The following is a 24,559-nucleotide window of genomic DNA, read 5'->3' on the forward strand; positions in this document are numbered from 1 at the left end:
TCTGGAATATATTGTAGCATATATCCTACAGCATGAAATTAGCCCCTCCACATTATGAGCGGAAGGGCCGTTTCATGTAATTTAGGCAGATTTTCAAGGTTACGTGTTATTCCACTTCTAATCCGTACGTCGTATCCTCTTATTTTGAACAAACTTCTCCAAAACCGCAAAATCCTCCGTCACTTTTTGGAACGGCAATGTTTCCAGCACCTGTTCCCGATAACTCTTTTTTGCTGCTGTGCTGAGACGGGAGTCAAGTATGCTGAGTATGCCAAGGTCCGTTTCACTACGAATCAAGCGTCCCGTTCCTTGCCGTAACCGAAGGAGCATGTCCGGTACAAACACCTCCATGAACGGATTCTCCGTTACAGATGCCTTATATTCATAAACAGGATCCGATGGAACAGGGAAGGGCAGACGGAAAATAATGACCTGTGACAGGTCAGACCCCTCGATATTCACGCCTTCCCAGAATACACCGGTACCCAGGAGTACACCTTTGCTTTTCCTGAATTCGGCGATGACACTGTCCTGGGAAGATCCTTCTTTTTGAATATGGACTGCCCATGTGTATTCATTAGCCTTTGAGATCAACTTTTTGTGAATGTACTTCATGTCCTCTTTTGCTGAAAAAAGGACGATTGTTCTTCCCTGAGTTAGATTACAGAGTTGAACCATTTCGTTGTACGCTGCTTCAAGATAGTTTTCGCGCTGATCGTGGTGGTAATAGGGTACTTTGTTCGAAATATACATCATGGCATGGTTGGTGTAGTCAAAAGGGGAGGGTTGGCGCTCTAAGAAATCTCCCTTATAACCAAGGGAGTGCGTCATATAAGAATATTGTTCCTCCAGCGTATCCCCGCCTTGGCACAGCGTTGCTGATGTTAGGATTACAGGTACCTTGCCATTAAATAAAGCGTATTTCAGAAATTGGCTTATATCTTTGGGACAGATACTGATCGTGGCTACTCCCAGGGGACTGCTTGCCCATAAAAGATAGTTGTTCTCAATCTCAGATAAGACATGAATGAGGGTAATAAGCCCGTTGGTGGCTTCAAAAGCGTCATCTATTTCCCGCTCGTGACGGGAGGTCAAAATGGAAAGGCGCAGACTGAGATCTTTTAAATCATTCGCGACTTTGTTCAACGGTACTCCTTTGATCTTCGACACTTTGATTCGGTCGTTATCCTGCTTGGCATGGTCGAGCAAATCTGCGTTTACCTGTTTGAAGATGCGCTCAGCGCAGTTTTTGATGAACTTGGATTGTGAGAAGAGACTTTTATCTCCGGACTGCTTCGTTAGAAGCTGCACCGTGGTATCCAGAATGCGGCAGATTCCGCGATAAGTGAACTCAAGTGTTCTGGCATCTCGAACTTTTGCTTCCAGATTATGCGCTTCATCAATGACGATCAGAGCAGGCTGTTCCGAGATGATGCTTTTGGTTCCTTCTTTTTTCTTCATCAAATCCCGTATCAGCAAGTCCTGGTTAACGATAATAAAATCAATCTCGTGAGCTTTTGCATTTAATTTCGCTCTCATATCGTAAAACAAACATGCATTTTTGTGATGACAACGTTCAAATTTGCAATCATTCACGGAAACGTGGGACCATTCGGCATCACTAATTCCAGCTTTAATATCGGCTCTTTCATCAATTTCATAATCTAATATGCGCTGTGCAAGGGTAGATACGGAGGCGTTTGCATCATTAAGATTGATCCATTCCGCTGCTCTACTTCTGCAGGCATACTGACCCATGCCTTTCCCCACCACGGAGCGAACCGTTGAGAATCCCAACCGGCTACCAATAATCCTTAAATCTTTATGTATCTGTTCCGAGAGCTGAATGGAGGATGTAGCTATAATGACTGGTTTCTGAGACATTTGATTCGTGAGCAGACTTGGGATCAGGTACGCAAAAGACTTACCGATTCCAACCCCAGCTTCAATCATGGCGTTATGCCCATGGATATAAGCATCGGCGATATCAAGAGACATTTCTTGCTGTCCGATCCGCTCTCTAAGGCCAATTCGGGGGAACCGGTCATATATTCGGAAGATGGCGTTAACCAAAGAACGTTCGATTTCCTTGTCCGGTTCCTGTTTATTCATTTTGTAGAGTTCATTTAACCAATTCATAACGATCGCCCCTCTTCCGAATGATGATCTTCTTGTACTCACTTTGGAGACGATTTACCTCACAATGCAGTTGTAACGGCATTTTTTAATCTGGATACGCCTTCCTGTAATTGTTCATCTGACAAATGTGCAAAAGACAAATAGATACCATACTTCGTACCAACAGACGTTGAACTGCTGACTTCTGAGTATACCACACCTTGTGACCTAGCCGATTCCCGAAAGGCCTCATAAGTGGACACATTACCTCGCCACCAGCCAAACACGTGTAGACCCGCTTCGTTCTCCACCCAATCAAACCATGTAGAGAGTTGCTTGTTCAAAAGTTTGAGTAACAGATGGAATTTGCGACTGTATAATCGATTCATTCTGCGCAGATGACGCTCATATTGACCACTTGTCATGAATGCAGCTAATGCCCGTTGTTCGATCAGGTTGACGGGTCTTGGCTCGTATAAAGCCTGTGCCTTTCTAAAGGTGTCAGCCAAGGTAGGGGGAAGAACCACATAACCAAGTCGTACTTCTAAAGGCAAGGTTTTTGTAAAGCTGCCTAGATAGATTACGCGTCCTGCTTTATCAAGTGTTTTCAGTGGTTCAACATGCATGCCGCGATATCGGAATTCACTATCATAATCATCCTCAACAATCATGGCATCATTTCGCTGTGCCCAGTCCAGCAAGGTTTGTCTGCGTTCCAGACTGAGCATTTCACCAGTAGGAAATTGTCGTGACGGCGTGACAAACAACATTCGTGCTTCCCAGTCTTGGGGCACAACGCCCTGACCATCGAGATTGGCTTCAATCAACTTTGCACCCGCAGCCAATATGGCTTTAGAAATCCCGACATAACAAGGACTTTCTGTCACTACATAATCCCCAGGATCAGCAAGTAATTGAGTGAGTAGAGCTATAGCTTGCATGGAGCCTGCGGTTACTGCAATATGATCCGGATCGACTTGAATGCCCCGCATCCTCCGAAGATAGGCAGCAATGGCTTCTCTCAATTTTGGATCCCCGGTTGAACTAACCATAGCAGAGGTTGTTTTCAGGTGATGCTCACGCTGCCTTATCTCTGCATACAATCGATTATTCCATTCATCGTAAGGAAACTTGGAGAAGTCAGGTTGATATTTGCTAAAGTCGATCACTTCGTCGCTATTCATTCTGGAATCATGTGTATGGGCATTGGCAGGTGCATTTCTTTGAGTCGTCTGATGTTCAAACTGCTGAATACGATTTCCCCAGGCGGATAAGTGATGCGTGCAAGCTTTCACGGTGGACGCATTATTGTTCAAATCCAACTGGTAAGCAACAAAAGTTCCTCTTCCATGCTCTGAATGAATGTAACCTTGAGCAGTCAACGTATCATAGACCTGATTCACAGTTCCTCTGGAAATGTGATACGTCGTAGCTAACTCTCGAGTAGAGGGTAACTTCTCGCCATGTATAAGATTACCTTCATGAATTGCATCACGGATGGCATGATAGAGAGCCTTCATCTTCGTATATTTTCGGTTCAAATATGAACTGTAAGCTACATGAAATTGCATAGGACCTCCAGAGTTATCATTGAAGTGGTACAATAAAAACCGAAAATATTGGATCTTTTTATATGACCATTCTCATTCTATACTAAATCATAGATTAGAGCGATGCCTTTATTGAAAATCACCCAAAAGTTACTTAGGAGGACTACAATCATGCAAACAGGTACAGATCGTGTAAAAAGAGGAATGGCTGAGATGCAAAAAGGTGGCGTCATCATGGACGTTATGAATGCAGAGCAAGCTAAAATTGCTGAGGCGGCAGGGGCAACAGCTGTTATGGCTCTTGAACGGGTACCTTCCGATATTCGCGCAGCCGGCGGTGTAGCTCGTATGGCAGATCCAACCATCGTTGAAGAGGTTATGAAGGTTGTATCTATTCCAGTTATGGCCAAAGCACGTATCGGTCATTACATAGAAGCCAAAGTGCTTGAATCCCTGGGTGTGGACTATCTCGATGAAAGTGAAGTTCTTACACCTGCAGACGAAGTGTTCCATATTGATAAACATGAGTTTACTGTACCATTTGTATGTGGAGCCAAAGATTTGGGAGAAGCTCTTCGCCGTATTGGTGAGGGTGCATCGATGATTCGTACAAAAGGTGAGCCTGGAACGGGTAACATTGTTGAGGCAGTTCGTCATATGCGTCTAATTAACAGCCAGCTCCGCAAAGTGCAAAACATGTCCAAGGACGAGCTGTACGCTGAAGCCAAAAATCTGGGTGTAGCTTATGAGTTGCTGCGCGAAGTTCATGAAAATGGAAAACTTCCTGTCGTTAACTTTGCAGCAGGCGGTGTAGCTACTCCGGCGGACGCAGCATTAATGATGCACCTGGGAGCAGATGGTGTGTTTGTAGGATCAGGTATTTTCAAATCCGATAGCCCTGAGAAATTCGCTCGTGCAATCGTTGAAGCTACTACACATTACACAGATTACAAACTGATTGCCGAAGTATCCAAAAACTTGGGTGCCCCGATGAAAGGGATCGAAATTTCTAAATTGGCTCCAGAAGAGCGCATGTCCAACCGCGGTTGGTAAGATAACAGGGCATCTAGTTGAATAGGTAGTTTGAACATTTATATAGAAGAGCCGATCAATTGAACCTTAATTGATCGGCTTTTTTGTTATTACTGTTTAGCTTGTTGATATCTTCAAAATGCTGTGCCTATAATAATCGGTATGAAGGAAGGTGCAGACAATTCGCTATCTATATGAGTTTATTCAACATCAGGACGATCTGCCTATGAAACTCTTCGTGAACTCGGTAAAACATATTGATTTCCATTGGCACAAGGAAGTGGAAGTTGTATATGTTCTCCACGGTTCAATCATCATGTATCTGGACCAGCAGCAATATACACTGCATGAAGATGATGTGATCGTGGTTAACAGTATGTCCGTCCACAAGATCGAACGAACCAATCAGGACAATGTATTATTAACATTGCAGTTTGGTCCCGAGTTGATGAACAATAATGTGTTTATCTCCTGTAACTCTGCTATGAACGTGGAACAAAACGCTCCTCGCCTGCAAAGTATTAAACAATATCTTGCGCAAATGGTATGGGAGATCAACAAAAAAACGCCGGGTTATCAAAATTTTACAATGGGCAGATTACAGATGTTATGCGGATGCCTGCAGAGGTATTTTTCCAGTGGAACGAATTCCGCATTGGAAGACGGTAGCAGGGATTATGACTATAAAAGACTGAACAGGGTCCTCACATATATTGATTTACACTACAATGAGAAGATTACACTGCAGGATATGGCGCATTCCGAACATTTAAGTTTGCATTATTTCTCCCACTTCTTCACCGACAAAATCGGGATACCTTTCCAAAAGTATTTGACGCTCATTCGCTTGGAAAAGGCTCAGGCTCAGCTGGCAGCAAACGACAAAAATATTTCGGAGATTGCGCTGGATTGCGGATTTGCCAATGTGAAGCTGTTTAACAAATACTTCAAGGAAAAGTACGGCTGTACGCCAGGTTCCTATCGGGAAGCTTCTCGTACAACGGAACTCCATCAGTTGAATGTGAACCGCAAACCCAAAACATATGAGGAGTCTTCAAGCGGAGATTATTACGAGATGGAAACGCTGAATGCGATTGGCTCGCTGTATCGATATCTGGATGCTAAGGTAGACGCCGATCAGGACATGCTTCCTGTACCGTCTGTACATCTGTCAGACCAAACTTATATTGAAATTCGTGCGGATCAGACGTCGTCTGTCTATGAAAAGCACTGGAATATGACCATGACGGCAGGGAGAGCCATTGAAGGTTTGCGTGAAGATTGGCGGAAGCAGCTCACCGCGCTGAAGGGAAAAGTACCTTTTAAATATATTCGATTTCACGGCATCTTTAATGACGAGATGATGGTGTACAGCGAGAACGAGCAGGGCACGCCCCTCTATAATTGGTCTTATGTGGACAAGTTGTATGATTTTCTGCTGGATCAGGGCGTTCGGCCATTTGTGGAATTAAGCTTTATGCCGAGCCAGCTGGCGAGATCCAAAGAAACGCTGTTTTGGTGGAGGGGGAATATTAGCCCGCCATCCGACCCTGCCAAGTGGCAGGCGCTTGTTGGCGAATTCGTTCGCCATTGTTTAAATCGTTATGGAGTAGAAGAGGTGAGACGGTGGTATTTCGAAGTATGGAACGAGCCTGACCTGGCGGGTGTTTGTTGGGCAGGAAGTAAAGAAGAATACTTTGCGTTTTACGAATCGACCGTTCATGCCATCAAATCGATCTTGCCAGAACTGAAGGTGGGGGGGCCAGCTATGGGTTACGGTTCTCTCTGGAACGATACCTGGGCTGAGGAATTTTTGTCCTATTGCCGCAAGCGTGAAGTGGCTCTCGACTTTTTCTCGTTTCACATCTATTCGGAGTATCCCAAGCTAAAAGTTGAAGAGGATCGTTTAACCCAGATCATGCCGCCTGCTTTTTATAAAGAGAGTATTGAACTTATGCGGCAAAAAATGAATGCGTCATCGTACGGTCATGTTGAACTTCATGTCACTGAGTGGAACTTTTCGCTGTATGACCGGAATTTGCTGCACGATACCATGTTCATGGCTCCGTTTGTCATTTACCACACCATGCACACACTTGGTGACGTGAAAGCGATGGCTTTCTGGTCCTTTACCGATGTATTCGAAGAAAGTATCGTTCCCTCTTCTCCTTTCTACGGAGGTTTTGGCCTGATTAACCGCGATGGGCTGAAGAAACCTAGCTATTATGCATTTGAACTTATGCAAAAGCTTGGGGATGAGCTGCTCGTCAAGGGAGACGGGTATGTCGCAACCCGAAAAAGGGATGGAAGCATGCAGTTTTTGTTCTATAACTATGTGCATGTAGACCGGCTGTTTGCAAGTGGAGATTGGTCGGAATTATCCAGCTCAACCCGCTATGACGTATTTGAGGAAAAAGGCAGCAAAGCTTATGAACTTACCCTGAGCAATCTCGAGGGACTTTATAAATGCACCAGTTATCAATTGGACCGGGAGCATGGATCGGTATTTGATGAGTGGACCCGCATGGGATCGCCCTATTCCTTGACGGAAGAAGAAATCTTCTTTTTAAACGGGAGGAGCGGCCCGGTGATGGAGACAGAGATGATAAGGGATGAATGTTGGCGCAGAGAGATTTTTCTTCCACCGCATGGGGTAATGCTGCTCATTTTGGATAGACAATATTAAAAAAGTGCTCTTAAGACATCCTTTCAGTTTGAAGGGATGTTTTTTGTTGTTTATTTCTTGTTCAGGCTGGCAAGCTAGAACTATAGCGATGGATTGGGCAAAAAACGAACCATGATGCGGCAAGTTCCAACAAGAAAGCGTTAACATAAATCGATATACTATGGTTGTAGCATCATAGAGGAAGACAGGGGGAGTTTAGGATGAAGCGTTTCATGAAATGGATGACTGATTCGTTTGCGCCAAGATTGGAGGCGTTTACGAACAATATTTGGGTTTCTTCGATTCAAGAAGCCATCATGGTCGCCATTCCGATGATTTTCATCGGTTCAATTATTACATTGATTTCGATTTTGCAGGATTTCATTCCGGGAATGCCGGACCTGACACCTATCACGACATTCAGTTTCGGTTTGCTGGGGTTGTTTATTGCTTTTTTGACGCCTTATGTCGTGATGGAAAAAAGAGAACGACATAAAATCAAGTTGCTGGCGGGAATGACGGGGATATCTCTGTTCGTTATGCTACTTAACCCGACAGTAAACGAAGACGGTACCATTCAGTTCATCCTTGAACGATTTGGACCCTCGGGGATGATTACAGCACTCTTGGTAGGTGTATTCGTCGCTCTTGTAATGATCATGTGCAACAAATTTTCGTTCTTCAAAAAGGGATCTTCACTTCCCGAATTCATTATGGACTGGTTCGATTTTCTCGTCCCGATCGCCCTGGTATTAACAACAGGATGGGTGCTTGTATATCAGCTTCATTTTGATATTTTTGGACTGATCGTGAACGTTTTTGAGCCGATCAATGCCGTAGGACAAAGTTTAACCGGATTTTTATTGTTTAACTTTATCGGCGTAGTACTGTATTCCTTTGGCGTTAGCCCGTGGGTTATGACACCGATCTGGTACGCGATCTGGATACCTGCAATCGAAGAAAATGCAGCTCTTGTCGCAGCGGGACAAGATCCCGTCAATATCAACACGTTTGAAACCTTTTTCTCCGGATGGTTGGGTATTGGAGGAATGGGAGCGACCTTGCCGTTAGTTGTTTGGTTCCTGATGGCACGTTCGAAAAAGCTGAAATCTGTCGGCAAGGCAACTATTATCCCATCCTTGTTCAACATCAATGAACCCGTCGTGTACGGAGCACCGATTGCCTTTAATCCATTACTCATGGTGCCGATGTGGATTAACTCACTTATTACACCGGTCATTGTGTACTTGGCTCTCGACTGGGGTTGGGTACGAATTCCAAGCCAGATCTTCCAGCTATGGTATACACCGATCGGCCTGTCCACCTACATTATGTCTGGATTCAACGGGCTCATCTTGCTGGCGGTTGTCCTGGTAATTGTATTTATTGTCTGGTTTCCGTTTTTCAAACTGTATGATGCACAGGAACTGAAGAAAGAACAGGAAGAAAATTAATATCAGAAGGGTGAGTACTATGGATAAATCAATTAATGAATTACTGTCGGCATTGACTCTGGCAGAGAAAGCTTCACTCTGCGCAGGATTGAATATGTGGATGACAAAAGGAATCGAGCGGTTAAACATTCCGCCAGTTCATATGTATGATGGAACAAACGGCATCCGTAAAACGAACAGCGATGAAGAAATGGGGATTACAACGGAAAATGTACCCGCAACCTGTTACCCTACGGGTTCAGCCATCGGCTCTTCGTGGAATACGGAATTGTTGTATGAAGTTGGCGTGGCACTGGGACGTGAATCAAAAACCATGGACGTTGAGCTGCTGCTTGGACCTGGTGTCAATATGAAAAGAACGCCACTTGGCGGAAGAAACTTCGAATACTACTCGGAAGACCCATACTTGACGGGAGAACTTGGAGCGGCGTTTATAAACGGGATCCAAAGCGAAGGAGTGGGCGCTTCTGTCAAACACTTTGCGGGTAACAACCAGGAGTTCGAGAAGATGGTAACCAGTTCGGAAATCGATGAGCGAACGCTCCGCGAGATTTACCTGAGCGCCTTTGAACGGATTATTAAGAAATCCGATCCTTGGACGGTTATGTGTTCTTATAATTTATTGAATGGAACGTATACAAGTGAGAACGAACATTTGCTGCATGACATTTTGAGAGAAGAGTGGGGTTATGAAGGTGTTGTTCTATCCGACTGGACAGCTGTTAATGATCGCATACGCGGTCTGAAGGCTGGGCTTGATCTGGAGATGCCGGGTCCCGCAAATTACAATGCCAAAGCGATCATTGAAGCGGTTCAGAACGGAAGCCTGTCCGAAGAACAGTTGGATCGAAGCGTGTGCCGGATTCTGAAACTGGTTGAGCGGGTAACGGGCAAGAAAGATATGGATTCTTCTCCAGATTCGGACTATCATGCACTCGCACGTAAAGCGGCGGCCGAAAGTATTGTGCTTCTGAAAAATGAGAACGCGATTCTCCCGCTAGGGCAGGAGTCCATTTCGTCGATTGCGGTGATCGGACGCTTTGCCAAAAAACCGAGAATTCAGGGAGCGGGCAGTGCAAAGGTAACGCCTACAAATGTCGATATTCCATGGGACGAGATAAAAAATCTGGCTGGCGATGCCACGACCATAAATTATGCAGAAGGGTACCCGGAGGATGACTCCATCAATGATGAGCTAATTAAGGAAAGCGTCTCATTAGCGATGAATTCTGATGTTGCTGTATTGTTTGTTGGCCAACCGGAATATGCGGAATCCGAGATGCATGATTTGCAAGGCATTGATCTTCCCGAGCATCAAGTGAAATTGATTCTCGCGGTAGCCGCAGTTCAACCCAAGTGTATTGTCGTAACGAGCAGCGGTTCTGCACTGGCGATGCGCCCATGGGTACAGCATGTACCTGGTGTGATTCATTCTTGGTTGTCGGGTCAAGGCATGGGTAAAGTGATTGCAGATGTATTATTCGGACAGACGAATCCTTCGGGCAAACTGTCTGAGACATTCCCTGTCAAACTGTCGGATAACCCTTCACATATGCGAATTCGCGGAGAGAACGGCAAGCTGTATTATCGCGAAGGCCTGTTCGTGGGTTATCGATATTATGACCGGAAAGAACTGGCACCTCAATTCCCGTTTGGACACGGATTGTCTTACACATCGTTTTCCTATACGGATCTGGAAGTGTCTCAGACCCATACCGGTGTTACTGTGTCTTTCCAATTGAAAAATACCGGAAAGCGCAAGGGGAAAGAAGTTGTTCAATTGTATGTTCACGATGAAGAGTGCACATGGACCCGTCCAGAGAAAGAATTAAAAGCTTTTGCCAAAGTTGAATTGGAGCCGGGTGAAAAACGCAAGATTACCTTTGAACTGGAAGAGAGAGATTTCTCATATTACAACACCAAGTATAACCGTTGGGTGGCTGAGACCGGGTTTTTCCAAATTTCACTTGGCAGCTCGTCCAAAGATCTCCGAATTACGGAACGTCTGCATTGTGACTTTGGTAAGGAAGAAATCACGTTCCACAAATTCAGTCTGCTCAGTGAGTGGATGAGTGATCCTGTAGCGAAAAAGGAATTGGAGCATCGCCTGAATGAAATGAACGAGCATGTTACGGACAAGGTATACCTTAACGAGGAGTTTGTGGGATTCTGGGCAGATTTCCCGATGATCAAAGTATTCCAAATGTTCGGTCAACAATGGATGAATGAGCGTTCACCTGATGAAATTATTAATGAACTTATCGCCAAGGTTAATCAGGCACGTAATGAATAGTTAAGTAAAAGAGAAACCAAGTTCAATCCTAAACAAAGGACATGAACTTGGTTTTTCTAACGTTTCGGGATATATCGTTATGGAACGTAACCTTCGAACCAGGATGCGGCAACAACTGTCATATTCACCGTGACGGATTTCAGCTCATGTTAGTCACCAGAGGAGAAGGGCATTGAACCTGTCACAGATTAAGTTTACGATAATGCGACGAAATGAGGCACCCATAAGGGGTTTCTTTTTATTTATCAGATAAATGATATTGATTATTGTTCTCATTTACACGCTTCGACATTTACTGTATACTGACAATAGTTATTTTACATATTGGTTTAAAGACAAGAGGGAATTCAAAAGGGAGAGATTATTTACATGTTGGTATCCGTTAAAAAAGGGATGTTTCTTTGTTTTATTACTGCAATGATTCTGGTGCTCGCAGCGTGTTCAAGCAACAATGGTGGCAGCAAAGATGCAAATGGCAGCTCACAGCAAGCTGCGGAGAGCAGCGCCACGAATGCAGCAACAAATGGGGAACAAGCCGACGCAGACGCTTCAGCACCTGCTGAAACAACTTACCCGGTAACCGTTTCAAATTATACAACAGAGAACGGCACATGGGTGAAGAAGGATCAAACGTTTGACAAGGCACCTGAACGAGTAGTTGCCAATACACAAGGTGCAGCCGAGCTGATGATTCGCCTTGGTTTGACAGACAAACTTGTAGGTGTAGCTGCGTTGTTTGGTAGTGTACCTGAAGATATTGCTGACGAGTTTAAACAAATTCCTGTGCTAGCTGAAGGCTATGTCGGTAAGGAAGTGACAATAGGGGCTACGCCTGACCTGGTTGTAGGGCGTGGTGGACTGTTTGAGGATGCGGACTGGGGTGTTGGTACAGTAAGCAGCTTGAATGATATGGGGATTAAAACGTACGTACAAAGCACCAGTGTTCCTGATGCATCATTAGATAGTCTTTATCAGGATATTACTGAATTAGGAGAGATATTCAACGTACAAGCGAATGCAGCGGCATATATTGAGACGCTAAAAGCACGCGAGAATGCCTTGTCGGCTCGAGCTAGCACTGAAACGATCAAATATGCATCATTTTCGGATAATGGTGATGGAACCATTGGAATCTACAACGGAAACGGTGATACGTTTATTGAAAGTGCAATGTCATTAATCAATATGCATAATATGCTGATTAATGAAACCGGCACACTCAGCCTGGAGAAGTTAATCGAGATTAATCCGGATGCAATGATTATTTCGAGGTATGCAGGTGGTATTGATCCTGAGCAGACGATTGAAAAGCTGCTTGCCAACAAACAGGTACAAAACATTAACGCAGTTAAAAACAAAAAAATCTACATTATTGATTTCAACAACTTCTGGGGTTACGGGGATTCCATCTTCACAGGAGTTGAGGGACTCGCTGATGATCTCGGGTTGTAATGAAGCCAAGAACAAAAACATAGTACCATTAAAAGTCGCTATTTTAGCGGCTTTTTTTTTTGTTATCAGGGACCCAATTCTTGTTTCAAGCTGATCAAACTTTTATTGGAATCTAACGTTATTATTGTAAGATTAAAAATTACATGAAGTGGGTGAGTCGCTGTGAGAATGAAGCAATTGAAAAAAGTAGTTGTCGTTGCATTAGTGATGTCGGTGTTATTACCATTGGGGCCTCAAAAATCTGAAGCAGCATCCAAATATGTTGATTTGGAAATTCAGTGGGCAGACGGTCGTATTAACCATGTTCAGACGTTAATCAAGGATGGAGTCACTTACGGAAGTTTTTTCTCACTGGGTATTAAGGCAGGCCTAGAGTGGGGGATGGAAGATGATAATACGGCCGTACTGAAGAACAGTCAGAAGCAAATTGTTGTGCACTTGGGAAGCAGCATTGCCGAAGTGGATGGTCAAAAAGTAGATATGGGCAGAGAACCGGTGTGGTATATTAGTCACCTTTATGTACCCATAGGATTTCTTGCATCTGCTTTGGACGGGGAAGTGACTCATCAAGATATGAAAACGAAAAAGGTAACCGTGACTGGATTGAGCAATTATACCGATACTTTTTATGGCAGCAACATGGGTTACACCTATGTCATTCGCACTGCAAAAGGAGATCTTGAGATTACGAATGCTTCTACTGGACAAAAGAGTTCGATTCCCTTAGGGATCAAGGACATGAATGTGAACACTCATGATCTTAAGATAAATTTTAAGAGGAGTCCCCAAAATCTACTTATTGTCATCATTGAACACACTAATCGAAAAACGGAAGATTACGACCTTTACACGTTGGTATTCAAAAATAAAGGTCTGATTCGCAAATCCATTGCTCACGGGGTAACGGGCCAGCAGGAAATTTTGAATTCAGATAGTACCATTCAACTCATCGATGACAACAGTATACGTATTATTGAAGATGGAAGTGGTAAAGTGCTTGAAATCCTTTCTCGTTGAATAGACATCTGATCCGAGTGATCAGCTGCTCTTGCATATTTCTTACGAATCTTTTCACAATCAAAAGTAGTTAAAATATCTTTTTGTAAATCTAAATACAGTGGTTTTAAATTTTTATAATGATATTAATCTTTCAAGACTAGTTGACTTGTGAATGTATTATCAGTATAGTGTGAATCAGTTCACACTATACATTAAGGAGTAGCCTATGCCAAAAAATTCGTTCTTTCGTTTAGATGAAACAAGGCGCGAGGAAATATCGAGTAGCGCTATGCTTCTTTTTGTTGATAATCTTTACGAGGATATAACTATGAAGATGGTTTTGGATAGTTTGTCCATGCACCCCGGAACATTTTATCGGTATTTTGAAGACAAAGATGACCTTTATTGTCACTTAATACGTAATGTAACCCAGAAAAGAGCTGCATATTTTAATAACAGTAATGAAGATTCCCTTTACAGCTATTTCCTTACTGGCTTATTTGGTAACGTTAATGGTATGGTGACCGAGCCATTGAATGAGTTGGAAATCAAACTCACTAAAACATTTTCATATATTCCTGAGGACATTTTGCTGAAAGTATATGTGAATGTGTTAAAGGGCGAGTCATTCCCCATGATCAAGGACATTTTACGCCGAATGAGGGTTGATGGATATCTCCGACCAGATGTTGACGACGACCTGATTTCTTTTATGTTTGAGTCAATGCAGCTTAATTTAATCTTGTTTTTTAGAGAATTCGATATTAAGGACTCTGAGCTGCAACATAAGATCAGCAAGTACTTTGCTGAATTTATGGGTCATGGGCTGCTTGAGGATCATAAATATTCTGAAATGGTTAGTGATCTCAAGGGGGAAAGAAAATGAAAAACTATGACGCATTTCCAGAACCAATTGGCGGCTATACTGTCGGTCGAACCCAGATGGATTTTGAGTACACTGCATCAGATTACTCCAAAAGAGAACTGACCGCTTTTGTGTATTATCCGTCCGACAGTAGCGAAGGTAAGACTACATCAACGTACATGTTTCCTGAAGTCTACGAGATGTTTAATGAACAGCCACTTGTCACTGCGTTGAAGGATGTTTTCTCTATAGATATCAAGACCCAGTGTTACGATGACCTTGCTGTCTCCGGGAAGGAAAAGCGCTATCCAGTGTTATTCTATGTTTGTGGTGGAGGCGGTTCTCCAGAATGGGGTACAGTGCTCTGTACAGACTTGGCAAGCATGGGGTATGTTGTGGTAAGCATCGGCCATCAGAATAGCACGATGTATAAACGTAAAGATGGGCGCTTGTTCAATGTATCCAAGGATTTTTCGGATGTTATTACAGCGTTTGGTGAAGATCCGGAGATGCTGGCGTTGGCTGGCAAGATGGAGATGCGTCCTGACGATGAAACTGCCTTTGAGATGTGCCGTAACGTGCTTGCACTACCGATACTTTCCAAGATAACAGAGTATAGTGAATCACAGGCAAAAGATGTAAGGTATGTAGCCGATTATCTTTACAAACTGGACTCTGGAGAGCTGAATTCCATCTTTAAAGGCAGATTGCTGCTTGACATCGGCATGGGTATAGTCGGACATTCTTATGGAGGGCCCACCACGGCAATGGTTTGCCGGGATGACGACAGGTTCGCCTGCGGGATTGGCTTGGATAGCGGTGCGTTTGGACTTCTTGATAGCGATCTTAAGAAACCCTTTTTGTTACTGTTTTGTGAACCTAACTATAATATGAATGCGGTTATTGGCGCTAACAATAGCATGGAAACCTATTATATCTCAGTTGATCGTGTTGCACATTTGGATTACTGTGACATCGTGTTTACCAGTGTTAATGAGGAACTCAGAGGTGAACGGGATGCTATGGAGATGCGAAATCTTGTTACAGACTATGCGAAGAACTTTTTTGATCATTACATACTGCAGAAGGCAGCAAGTGTGGAAAGCCTGGCATACAATGGTGTGGAATTGATCAAGAAGACCAGCAACAAGTGACATAACCGAGAGATTGCTGATTAATGCATGTCAATTAATGCATGTCAAAAAGCTAGCCGTACAGACGGAGAGCCGATAACCCCTATTACGCGGTTATCGGCTCTCCGTCTGCAAATTGACATCCTGGTCCCAATAACTGACGCTTATTCGGCCTTAGTCCCGCCAGTGTTTACTTCGCTTCCAGGCTCCATCAACATGATATGACATTCCTTTTCGGAGGAAGGCTTGATCTCGACTCCCTTAGGGACAATATACATCTCGCCCTTGGAAATCTTCACTTGCCCATCACGAAAATCAATTATCATTTCCCCTTCGAGCACAAAAAATAACTTATCTGTCTCCTCATGAACATGCCACTCAAAATCTCCAGCAATCTTAACGATCTTAAATTGATGGTCATTCATTTCACCAATGAGTTTCGGAGACCAAAGATCGTTTAATTTCGAAAATTCCTCATTTAATTGAATCGCTTGATAGTGCATCGTCATTCCTCCTGTGTATTAATCCTCTATGTTCAGTATACTGATCTAGGCTTTTGTATAACATGGATGCCTATTGAAATCAGCATGGATTATTGATGAACTTCAGACGATATTCACTAGGAGAAATACCATATTGTTTCTTAAACACTCTGCTAAAATAAAAGGGGTCAGCAATGCCAACGGTCTCAGCAATCTGTTGTACAGACGCATCACTTGCCAATAACATTTGCTGTGCCATGTTTATACGATATTTCAATACATATTCTGCTGGACCCATACCTGCATGTCTTCTAAACACGTAGGAAAGTCGATTTCGATTAACGTTATTTTGTTCTGCCAACGATGCGACAGTCAGACTTTGATCATAGTATTCTTGGATATAGGTAGAGACCCGTTCGAATAAAACATCTGATTCACAACTATTTTGCCTATGATCAACACATATTAAGGTCTCATTCAGTACATCGCGAAACAGCATCTCGGTCTGAAACTTTGAAATACCTCCGCGCTGATTATACACATGCCAAAGACGCGTGATTAATTCGATCAGACGCGGGGATTGACCCGTTGATAATTCAAAATGCTGATGGGAAAAGCTTGTCTCCTTGAGGTCCGAACTACATATCCGGTATAAAACGAGGATGTATTCCCAGTCCGTTCTATGAAAAACGGTTTGATCCAGTTTCATTTTCGCGCCCCCGTGTACAACTTTTCCTGGTGAAAAGATATAGGGCGTACCATCAAATTGGAATTGAATCTTTCCTGTAAGAGGAAATACAAATCCAGGAAAAGAATCGGTATAGTCAGCCTAGGGAACCCCTGGATTTCTAGCATATCGATATACTCCTTCGACTTGAAAAGGAATGTGTGCAAAATGCGCTGCTAACTGATTAACGTCTACATTCACATTACGTACCTCATTTCAAAAGTGTTTGCTGGTCATTCTAAGATAAATCGTTGTGTACCTTACTCCAACATTATTGATAACGATTATCACTGTCAACATATATAATGAAAAAGAAAGCTCTTTTTACATATGGGCAATAGAATCCATCTTGTGTTAACATGTGCACTAACTAATCCAATGGCTTGTTTGAGAAGGGGAACCCATGTCAATTCGAATAAAATTGCTGCTGTCCTTCACGGGCATGCTTGTTATAAGTCTGCTGTTCATCCTGCTTACGGCAAGTCTGTATACGATTGCGGCTACAGGGGATCTACAGAGTTTCCGCGATATTTACAAGGTACATTATCAGATCAACCCCCTGACTGAACAGGGAGAATCGATCTTTCAAGAGATGAAATTTCTGGCCAAAAATGACCCGGACGACCTGCAAAACAAGGTTTTGCTACGTGAATACGATATGAAGCTTCGAGCTGAGAAGTCAGGGCTCTACATCAGACGGGAGAATAGTCAGATCTTTGAATCGCTGACCTTCAACCAGCCGGAACTGAAACAAGCTCTGCCTGCCTACGATCTTAACAATTATCAGATTCGAAGCACCTTTAATATTGGTGAGCGATTCTACGCGTATGCGAAATTTGATTTTCAATATTCAGACGGGGAACGGGGGAGTATCTTTGTCATTCGTGAGAGAAGCCCCTTTGCGGAGCTTACTCGCAAGCTGCTGCCTGTGATGTCATTCCTGCTTATTGGCGTCCTAATCATTGCAAATCTGCTCTTGTTTCGCTGGATCACGCGCAGCTTCATTAAGCCATTGAATCAACTACGAAGTTCAGCCGAACATATTAAGGATGGCAATCTATCCTTTAAACTTCAGCTAAACTCCAATGACGAGGTTGGTCAACTCAGCGAAGCGTTTGAGAGCATGCGGAATCAATTGCAGCGCTCTTATGCGTTACGTCAGCAGGACGAAGTGAACCGCAAAGAGCTTATCTCCAACATTTCGCATGATCTCCGTACGCCGATTACCAATATCAAAGGTTATATTGAGGGCATTCGTGACGGAGTGGCTAATACTCCGGAGAAAATGGAGAGTTATGTTAATATCATTCACTCCAAAGCAGTTAGCATGGATAAGCTGGTGGATGAACTGTTTTTGTATTCAAAGCTCGATTTGAACCAAGAACCTTTCCTGTTTAAAACAGTTGATCTCGCTGATTTCCTTGAAGATAGCATTGAAGAGCTGAAATACGATTTGGAGGATAAAGGTGTTGCCCTGGATTGGAATAACCAGGTGTCTGGTCCCGCTATGGCTGCTGTGGATCCGGAAAAGTTAAAACGTACCGTTGTTAATGTGGTGGATAATGCACTCAAATACATGGAGAATGAACATAAACGATTCGAGATTACACTTCAAGCCGATGAGAAATGGATTACGATGGCGTTTAAAGATAATGGGAGGGGAATACCTGAAGAGGCACTGCCTTATATATTTGAACGCTTCTATCGTGCAGAACAATCCCGGAACTCCTCAACGGGCGGAAGTGGGCTCGGGCTAGCAATTGCCCGCCAAATCATTGATGGACATGGGGGCTTCATCTGGGCTAAAAGCCAGCCCAATGATGGCACGAGCATATATATCAAACTGAAACGGCTGAATGAAGAGAGGGACTAATAAGTAATGGCAAACATTTTGATCATTGAAGACGAAACAACGATTGCGGAACTGGAACGGGATTATTTTGAGCTCAACGGATTTTCCGTGGATCTCTGCCATACTGGAGATGATGGCCTAAAGCAGGCACTGGAGGGGGACTATAATCTGATCATTGTTGATCTGATGCTTCCGGGACTGGACGGCTTCGAATGTTGCAGGCGCATTCGCGAGGTAAAGGAAGTGCCCATCCTTGTCGTTTCCGCAAAAAAGGAAGAAATCGATAAGATCCGGACGTTCAATCTGGGAGTGGATGATTTTATTACAAAACCGTTCAGCCCAAGTGAGTTGGTTGCACGAGCAAAGGCTCATTTGACCCGATACGAGAGACTTCTTGGCAAAAACAAACCAGCTGAGCAGGATGAAATCCACATTCGGGGGCTTCACATTGACAAAGGATCACGCCGCGTTTTTGTTAATGGAGAAGAGGTGGCGATTACAACCAAGGAATTCGAGTTGCTTGTATTTCTTGCGAGTCATCCCAATCGTGTATTCAGCAAATCTGATCTGTTCGAGCGGATCTGGGGCATGGATTCCACCGGAGATATTGCAACGGTAACCGTCCATATTCGCAAACTGCGTGGGAAGCTGGAGACAGACCCCAAAAATCCGGAGTATATTGAGACCGTCTGGGGCGCAGGCTATCGATTTACTGCATAAGTTTCCTGAAAATTTAGAGTCAGTTTATATTTTGTTAATAACTTTAGCCTTGGGAGTTTCTTTTTGTCCTCTATTCTATAGATACAGGCAACTACAACCTATAGAGGAGGAATTCAACTATGAATTCTACAACCCGCAAAATCGCTACATTTCTAACCATAACTGCATTAGGTACAGCAGTGTTCCCGTTAACTGCGAATCAAGTACATGCAGCTACATACGTCACTAACATTGCGGCAACAACCGCACAGCTTACCCAACAACAGATCGAAGCTGCTATCAAGGATCTGAATAGCTTGGGGATCATGAACGGATATGCAGATCAATCTATGGGTGAACATCGAGCGATTACCCGTGCGGAGTTAGCTTCATTGGTTTTCAAAACATTTCATTTGGAGAGCAAGACGGGAGAAACCGTAGAATTAATGGATGTCAATTCCAATGCATGGTATGCGCCATATGTGTCAAAGCTTGTTGAACTCGGCATCATGCAAGCTAACGATGGACAATTCAATCCGCAGACTCAAGTGTCGGATGCTGAACTCGAACAGGTCGTATCCAAAGCGATGCAACGTGATGTAAAGTCCGTTCACCATTGGATGAGCGAGTTTTACTCCGAGAACGGTTCGGCAACGCGTGGCGAAACAGCAGTGTTGTTGCAAACCGCACACCAAGCTATTCCTTCGGAGCAAGCTCAAATCAAGAGCGTTAGATCGCTGAACGCCATTACGTTAATTGTCACATTCGACAAGCCGCTGACAGCAACGAATGAAGCTTTTGCCAAGGCACAAACGGACTTTGCATTTAGTGGCGGGTTGACGTTAACCAATATGCCCCGTTTGAAAACAGGGTCGATTGCGACTTACATCGTTCCAACGTCCGTACAAGATGCTGGTGAAGTGTACAACCTGACTTACAAAGGCCAAGACGCTGGTTCCTTTGAAGGCAGTGCCACGAAAATAAACATGACAACGGCTAGTCAAGTAACGAATGATACATTCGAGATCGAAGCACTGCAAGTGAACGGTGTAGTGGATTATGGTTACATCATTTCGGCTTACAGCGGTGGTCGAGGAGCTAATGCATTTGTGCTGAATGATCAAGAGAAAGCAGGAGGCAAAACGGTTCAAATTATCTCTTCCATGCAGGCAAGACAAGTTGTAATTACGCCAGAAGGTGGCGAGCCTATCGTTGCCAGATATGTTCCATTCACGCAATCCACAGATGGCAAACAAGAACCGAAGTTCCGTTTGCCTGAGGGACAAACGCTGAAATCAGGTGTCACATATACGGTTTCTTCGGATTGGGCTAACATCGAAAATGCTTCATTTACGGCGAAATCGTTTGATGCACTAGTGGTTGCAAGTGCTCAAGCAGTGAGCGAAACCTCCATTGAAGTTACACTTGACCAGGACCCTGGGGATGAACTGTTCTCTGGTCGAAGTGTAACGTTAACTTCACCTAGCGGGGATGTTCTGACGGCAACTTATAAATATTCAAGCCGAAAAGGTGCGACGGGTGTATTCGACCTAACAAATGATGGAAAGTTGACTCCGAGTACTACGTATACAATAAACCCGGTTGGGGATTGGAGTATCGCTTCTTCGGTCACCTTGACACTGGAGTAAAGGAGGCAGTATGAGTAAATCTCTGATCATCGTTATCTTGATAAGCAGTATGTTGATCGTTCAAGGCTGCGTGCCTGAAATGAGAAACGACTCTAACGTGGAGGAAAAGGCCACGACTTCAGCAGATGAACAGCTGTTCAAGGCAGTAGAGGACAGCGATACTGAACGCATCGAACAAATGATTCAAGCAGGCGCCAATATCAATACTCAAGATCAGACTGGACGAACCGCTACAATGATTGCAACTTACAATAATGACCCAACATCGGCTAAAGTGTTAATTGAAGCGGGGGCAGACGTGAATATACAGGACGATATGAAAAACACCCCGTTTCTGTATGCTGGGGCTGAAGGATACTTGGATATTTTGAAGCTGACAATCGAGGCCGGAGCGGACCCAACGATAACGAATCGATATGGAGGGACAGCACTTATTCCAGCTTCGGAGCATGGATATGTGGATGTAGTGCAAGAATTACTGAGTCAAACTTCGGTGGATGTGGACCATGTGAATCAATTGGGATGGACAGCATTACTCGAAGCGATCATTCTTAACGATGGCAATGCTCAGCAGCAGGAGACGATACAATTACTCATTGATCATGGAGCAGACGTGAACATACCGGATCGTGATGGGGTATCACCGCTCAGTCATGCAAAGAATAAAGGCTTTAAAGAAATTGAAGACATATTGGTACGGGCTGGAGCCCAATAGAAATGATCTAGGGTCAATAAAGAAACCAAAATGTTGAGCTACATGTAAATGGTATTTATAGAGCGCCTGGTTCCTTCGATGCTGAGAGGCAGGCGCTTCATTATATTAAAAAATGAATATCTCTGCTTTGAAATTTTCTATAGTGTACCACTCTGCTTCCAGATAAAATGGAAATACCAACCATGTAAGCGCTATCTATTATTGTAGCTCAGGTATCTTTACCTTTTGCACCTGCTACTCAGTAGCCCTAACTTGAACAGGTTGGAATCATTCATGGAGGTGTATGATGAAAAGGAAGTCTTGGTATACTTTGGCGGTAACTGGTGTCATCTCTTTGTTTTTTTCGGTAAGCGCTTTCGCGGGTTATGTTTTCTGGGAACCTCTAACCTATTTTAACGCAAGTACGTGGCAAAAAGCGGATGGGTATTCCAATGGAAGCATGTTTAACTGTACGTGGAGGGCTAACAATGTTAATTTTACAAGTGACGGCAAGCTTAAGCTTGGTTTGACCAGCTCTGCACAGAACAAGTTTGATTGCGGAGAGTATCGTACCACAAATACGTATGGGTACGGCTTGTATGAAGTCAGTATGAAACCTGCCAAGAACACAGGTATAGTTTCCTCATTTTTCACATACACAGGCCCTGCACATGGCACCCAATGGGATGAGATTGATATCGAATTTTTAGGTAAAGACACAACCAAAGTGCAGTTTAATTATTATACCAATGGCGTTGGTAATCATGAGAAGGTTATCAATCTAGGTTTTGATGCATCCCAGGGCTTCCATACGTATGCATTTGACTGGCAGCCGGGACATATCAAATGGTATGTTGATGGTGTATTGAAGCATACGGCAACCAGCAATATTCCTAAAACACCTGGAAAAATCATGATGAACCTCTGGAATGGAACAGGAGTAGATAGCTGGCTTGGTCCTTATAACGGGGCCAATCCGCTCTATGCTGAGTACGATTGGGTTAAATATACGAGCAATTAAGCAGACTGAAGCAGCCGTTAGCGGCTGCTTTTTTCTATATTCAGGCATTGTATTTATTCAATATATGTATTCAATATCCAATATCCTAAATTAATGCAATAAATGTTGCAATATTAGTATGGGCATAAATATCAAACATTCATTATGATTAACCTGTAAGCAACATTACATAGACTGGGGGAACGAAGTTGGACACAAGTAAAAAGAGACGAGTAGGCAGTTTGGTCATGATCGGTGTATTGGCCCTATCTGCAGCCTTGAGCGGGTGTAGTAACGGGAGCGACAAGAAAACAGAATCGAGTACACCAGCGACAACGTTGGAACTCAAAAATGGGAAGTATGATCCACCAGTATCCATTACGTATTTACGACCATGGGGTCCAGACGTGAAGTTTAAGTCAGGCGAGGATCAGGATAACAACGTCCATACAAAATGGGCCAAGGAGAAACTCGGGATTGAGTTGAAAAACCAGTGGATATCTCCTTCTACCAATAATGCATTTGAGACGAAACTGCGTCTATCGCTTGCTTCCAATGCGGACATGCCAGACATTATTTCGTATCGCGGCGAATTCAATCTGGTGCGTGAATTGATTGAGTCCGGAAAATTTGTCGATGCTGGCGAGTTGTTTGACAAATATGCCAGCGACACATGGAAAGCAGCCGTAAACGAAGATCCTTCCGTATGGTATCCATACATGCAAGATGGCAAAAAGATCGGTATTCCGATCCTGGACTATTCCTATAATGGTGATCCTGTCATGTGGATCCGCGAAGACTGGATGAAGAAATTTAATCTGGAAGCACCTAAAACGATAGATGATCTTGAAGTCATTATGGAAACGTTTACGAATCAAGATCCGGATGGCAATGGGAAGCAGGACACTTACGGACTCACCATTGGCTTTAAGAACTGGCTGAACACATGGATGTCTGAAGCTGGGTGGGTATTTGGCGCTTATGGTACAATGCCAAACCAATGGAATCTGACGGCAGACGGAAAACTTGAATACGGTTCCGTTACACCTGGTGCAAAACAGGCTTTGGCCAAATTACAGAGCTGGATGAGCAAAGGTTATATCCCGGAAGAAGCCGGTGTGTATGATGAGACAAAAGCTGCTGAAGAATTTACTGCCGGAAAAGCAGGTATTGTGGTAGGTCCTCACTGGATGCCATCCTGGCCGCTGGAGGATGTGAAGAAAAACAATCCTGAGGCTGAATACAAGGCGTATCCCATTCCTTCCGGTCCAAACGGTCAAGCAGGAAGACACGGTACGTCGAACGGAAACGGCGTAGTTCTAATTAACAAAGATATGAAAAATCCGGAAGCCTTTTTCACCTATCAGAACTATCTCTTTGATCATTATGCGAATCCTAAAGAGGGCGATGAGTTTGAGCATGGATTTGCGGAAGGATACGATTGGGTTATGGTAGATGGGAAACCATCAACCGATGCAAGTCTTACAGGTGGTTATGCTCCCGAGAAGTACACTTTGACTTTTGATGGAGCGCGAATTCCGAATCTGAGTATGACAACACTCGCGAAGCTGGCAAGTGGTGAAGAACCAACAACGCCATTTGAGAAAAAAATCAAATCAGGTGTACCGACACCTATGCTTGATGCAGCCAAGATTGTTTTGGATCAAAAGGATATCGTGTTCAATCAAATGTTTACTGGTGCACCTTCAATGACGATGCAGATGAACAATGACATTTTGACCAAGATGGAGAAGGATACCTTCTCTCAAATTGTATATGGCAAAACCTCTGTTGATGCGTTCGACTCATTTGTTGAGAAGTGGAAGTCTTCAGGTGGAGATCAGATCACGAAAGAAGTTAACGAGTGGTATGATTCCGTGAAAAGCGGAGAATAG

The 24,559-nt window shown here is 43.7% G+C and carries 18 protein-coding genes; 14 read left to right on the forward strand and 4 right to left on the reverse strand.

Features of this window, described 5'->3' with window-relative positions; all coding sequences use genetic code 11:
• Window positions 1–117: 117 nt before the first annotated feature.
• Window positions 118–2,139, reverse strand: coding sequence for an ATP-dependent DNA helicase (locus tag ACETMN_RS15905; protein WP_091018971.1), 2,022 nt, complete (start codon window positions 2,137–2,139; stop codon window positions 118–120).
• Between the two features lie 59 nt (window positions 2,140–2,198).
• Window positions 2,199–3,689, reverse strand: coding sequence for a PLP-dependent aminotransferase family protein (locus ACETMN_RS15910; protein WP_091018969.1), 1,491 nt, complete (start codon window positions 3,687–3,689; stop codon window positions 2,199–2,201).
• 147 nt (window positions 3,690–3,836) lie between these two features.
• Here ACETMN_RS15910 and pdxS point away from each other — a divergent pair, with 147 nt between their 5' ends.
• The 8 genes from pdxS (at window position 3,837) to ACETMN_RS15950 (ending at window position 15,582) form a co-directional block, all read left to right on the forward strand.
• Window positions 3,837–4,721: a pyridoxal 5'-phosphate synthase lyase subunit PdxS gene (pdxS, locus tag ACETMN_RS15915; protein WP_200869424.1), complete on the forward strand. Its 885-nt coding sequence runs from the start codon at window positions 3,837–3,839 to the stop codon at window positions 4,719–4,721.
• A 151-nt stretch (window positions 4,722–4,872) separates the two neighbouring features.
• Complete coding sequence (locus ACETMN_RS15920) at window positions 4,873–7,386, forward strand: GH39 family glycosyl hydrolase (protein WP_411736350.1); 2,514 nt, start codon at window positions 4,873–4,875, stop codon at window positions 7,384–7,386.
• A 200-nt stretch (window positions 7,387–7,586) separates the two neighbouring features.
• Window positions 7,587–8,819 carry a PTS sugar transporter subunit IIC gene (locus ACETMN_RS15925; protein WP_091018968.1) on the forward strand — a complete coding sequence of 411 codons (1,233 nt, stop codon included), beginning with the start codon at window positions 7,587–7,589 and terminating at the stop codon, window positions 8,817–8,819.
• A gap of 19 nt (window positions 8,820–8,838) precedes the next feature.
• On the forward strand, window positions 8,839–11,112 hold the full coding sequence (locus tag ACETMN_RS15930; protein WP_091018966.1) for a beta-glucosidase: 2,274 nt from the start codon (window positions 8,839–8,841) through the stop codon (window positions 11,110–11,112).
• 369 nt (window positions 11,113–11,481) lie between these two features.
• Entirely contained in the window at window positions 11,482–12,564 is a 1,083-nt protein-coding gene (locus ACETMN_RS15935) for an ABC transporter substrate-binding protein (RefSeq protein WP_091018964.1), read from the forward strand.
• 168 nt (window positions 12,565–12,732) lie between these two features.
• The gene (locus ACETMN_RS15940) at window positions 12,733–13,581 is read left to right on the forward strand and encodes a copper amine oxidase N-terminal domain-containing protein (protein WP_256975270.1); all 849 of its coding nucleotides are present in this window, start codon (window positions 12,733–12,735) and stop codon (window positions 13,579–13,581) included.
• Between the two features lie 208 nt (window positions 13,582–13,789).
• Complete coding sequence (locus ACETMN_RS15945) at window positions 13,790–14,449, forward strand: TetR/AcrR family transcriptional regulator (protein WP_091018961.1); 660 nt, start codon at window positions 13,790–13,792, stop codon at window positions 14,447–14,449.
• Complete coding sequence (locus ACETMN_RS15950; protein ID WP_091018959.1) at window positions 14,446–15,582, forward strand: choline esterase; 1,137 nt, start codon at window positions 14,446–14,448, stop codon at window positions 15,580–15,582. Before ACETMN_RS15945 ends, ACETMN_RS15950 begins: the two co-directional genes overlap by 4 nt.
• Before the next feature lie 143 nt (window positions 15,583–15,725).
• On the opposite strand, the gene ACETMN_RS15955 is transcribed toward ACETMN_RS15950, so the two are convergent.
• Both ACETMN_RS15955 and ACETMN_RS15960 read right to left on the reverse strand, forming a co-directional pair.
• Complete coding sequence (locus ACETMN_RS15955; RefSeq protein ID WP_091018956.1) at window positions 15,726–16,064, reverse strand: cupin domain-containing protein; 339 nt, start codon at window positions 16,062–16,064, stop codon at window positions 15,726–15,728.
• A gap of 79 nt (window positions 16,065–16,143) precedes the next feature.
• On the reverse strand, window positions 16,144–16,821 hold the full coding sequence (locus tag ACETMN_RS15960) for a helix-turn-helix transcriptional regulator (protein WP_256975280.1): 678 nt from the start codon (window positions 16,819–16,821) through the stop codon (window positions 16,144–16,146).
• Between the two features lie 352 nt (window positions 16,822–17,173).
• Here ACETMN_RS15960 and ACETMN_RS15965 point away from each other — a divergent pair, with 352 nt between their 5' ends.
• The 6 genes from ACETMN_RS15965 (at window position 17,174) to ACETMN_RS15990 (ending at window position 24,559) form a co-directional block, all read left to right on the forward strand.
• Complete coding sequence (locus ACETMN_RS15965) at window positions 17,174–18,643, forward strand: ATP-binding protein (RefSeq protein ID WP_411736351.1); 1,470 nt, start codon at window positions 17,174–17,176, stop codon at window positions 18,641–18,643.
• 6 nt (window positions 18,644–18,649) lie between these two features.
• Entirely contained in the window at window positions 18,650–19,342 is a 693-nt protein-coding gene (locus ACETMN_RS15970; RefSeq protein WP_091018952.1) for a response regulator transcription factor, read from the forward strand.
• Between the two features lie 119 nt (window positions 19,343–19,461).
• Complete coding sequence (locus ACETMN_RS15975; RefSeq protein ID WP_091018950.1) at window positions 19,462–20,970, forward strand: S-layer homology domain-containing protein; 1,509 nt, start codon at window positions 19,462–19,464, stop codon at window positions 20,968–20,970.
• A gap of 10 nt (window positions 20,971–20,980) precedes the next feature.
• The gene (locus ACETMN_RS15980) at window positions 20,981–21,685 is read left to right on the forward strand and encodes an ankyrin repeat domain-containing protein (RefSeq protein ID WP_091018948.1); all 705 of its coding nucleotides are present in this window, start codon (window positions 20,981–20,983) and stop codon (window positions 21,683–21,685) included.
• 286 nt (window positions 21,686–21,971) lie between these two features.
• Window positions 21,972–22,685: a beta-glucanase gene (gene bglS / locus ACETMN_RS15985; RefSeq protein ID WP_091018946.1), complete on the forward strand. Its 714-nt coding sequence runs from the start codon at window positions 21,972–21,974 to the stop codon at window positions 22,683–22,685.
• A 227-nt stretch (window positions 22,686–22,912) separates the two neighbouring features.
• The gene (locus tag ACETMN_RS15990; RefSeq protein ID WP_411736421.1) at window positions 22,913–24,559 is read left to right on the forward strand and encodes an extracellular solute-binding protein; all 1,647 of its coding nucleotides are present in this window, start codon (window positions 22,913–22,915) and stop codon (window positions 24,557–24,559) included.

This window comes from Paenibacillus sp. M2 (assembly GCF_046713495.1).
Lineage (GTDB): Bacteria > Bacillota > Bacilli > Paenibacillales > Paenibacillaceae > Paenibacillus > Paenibacillus amylolyticus_B.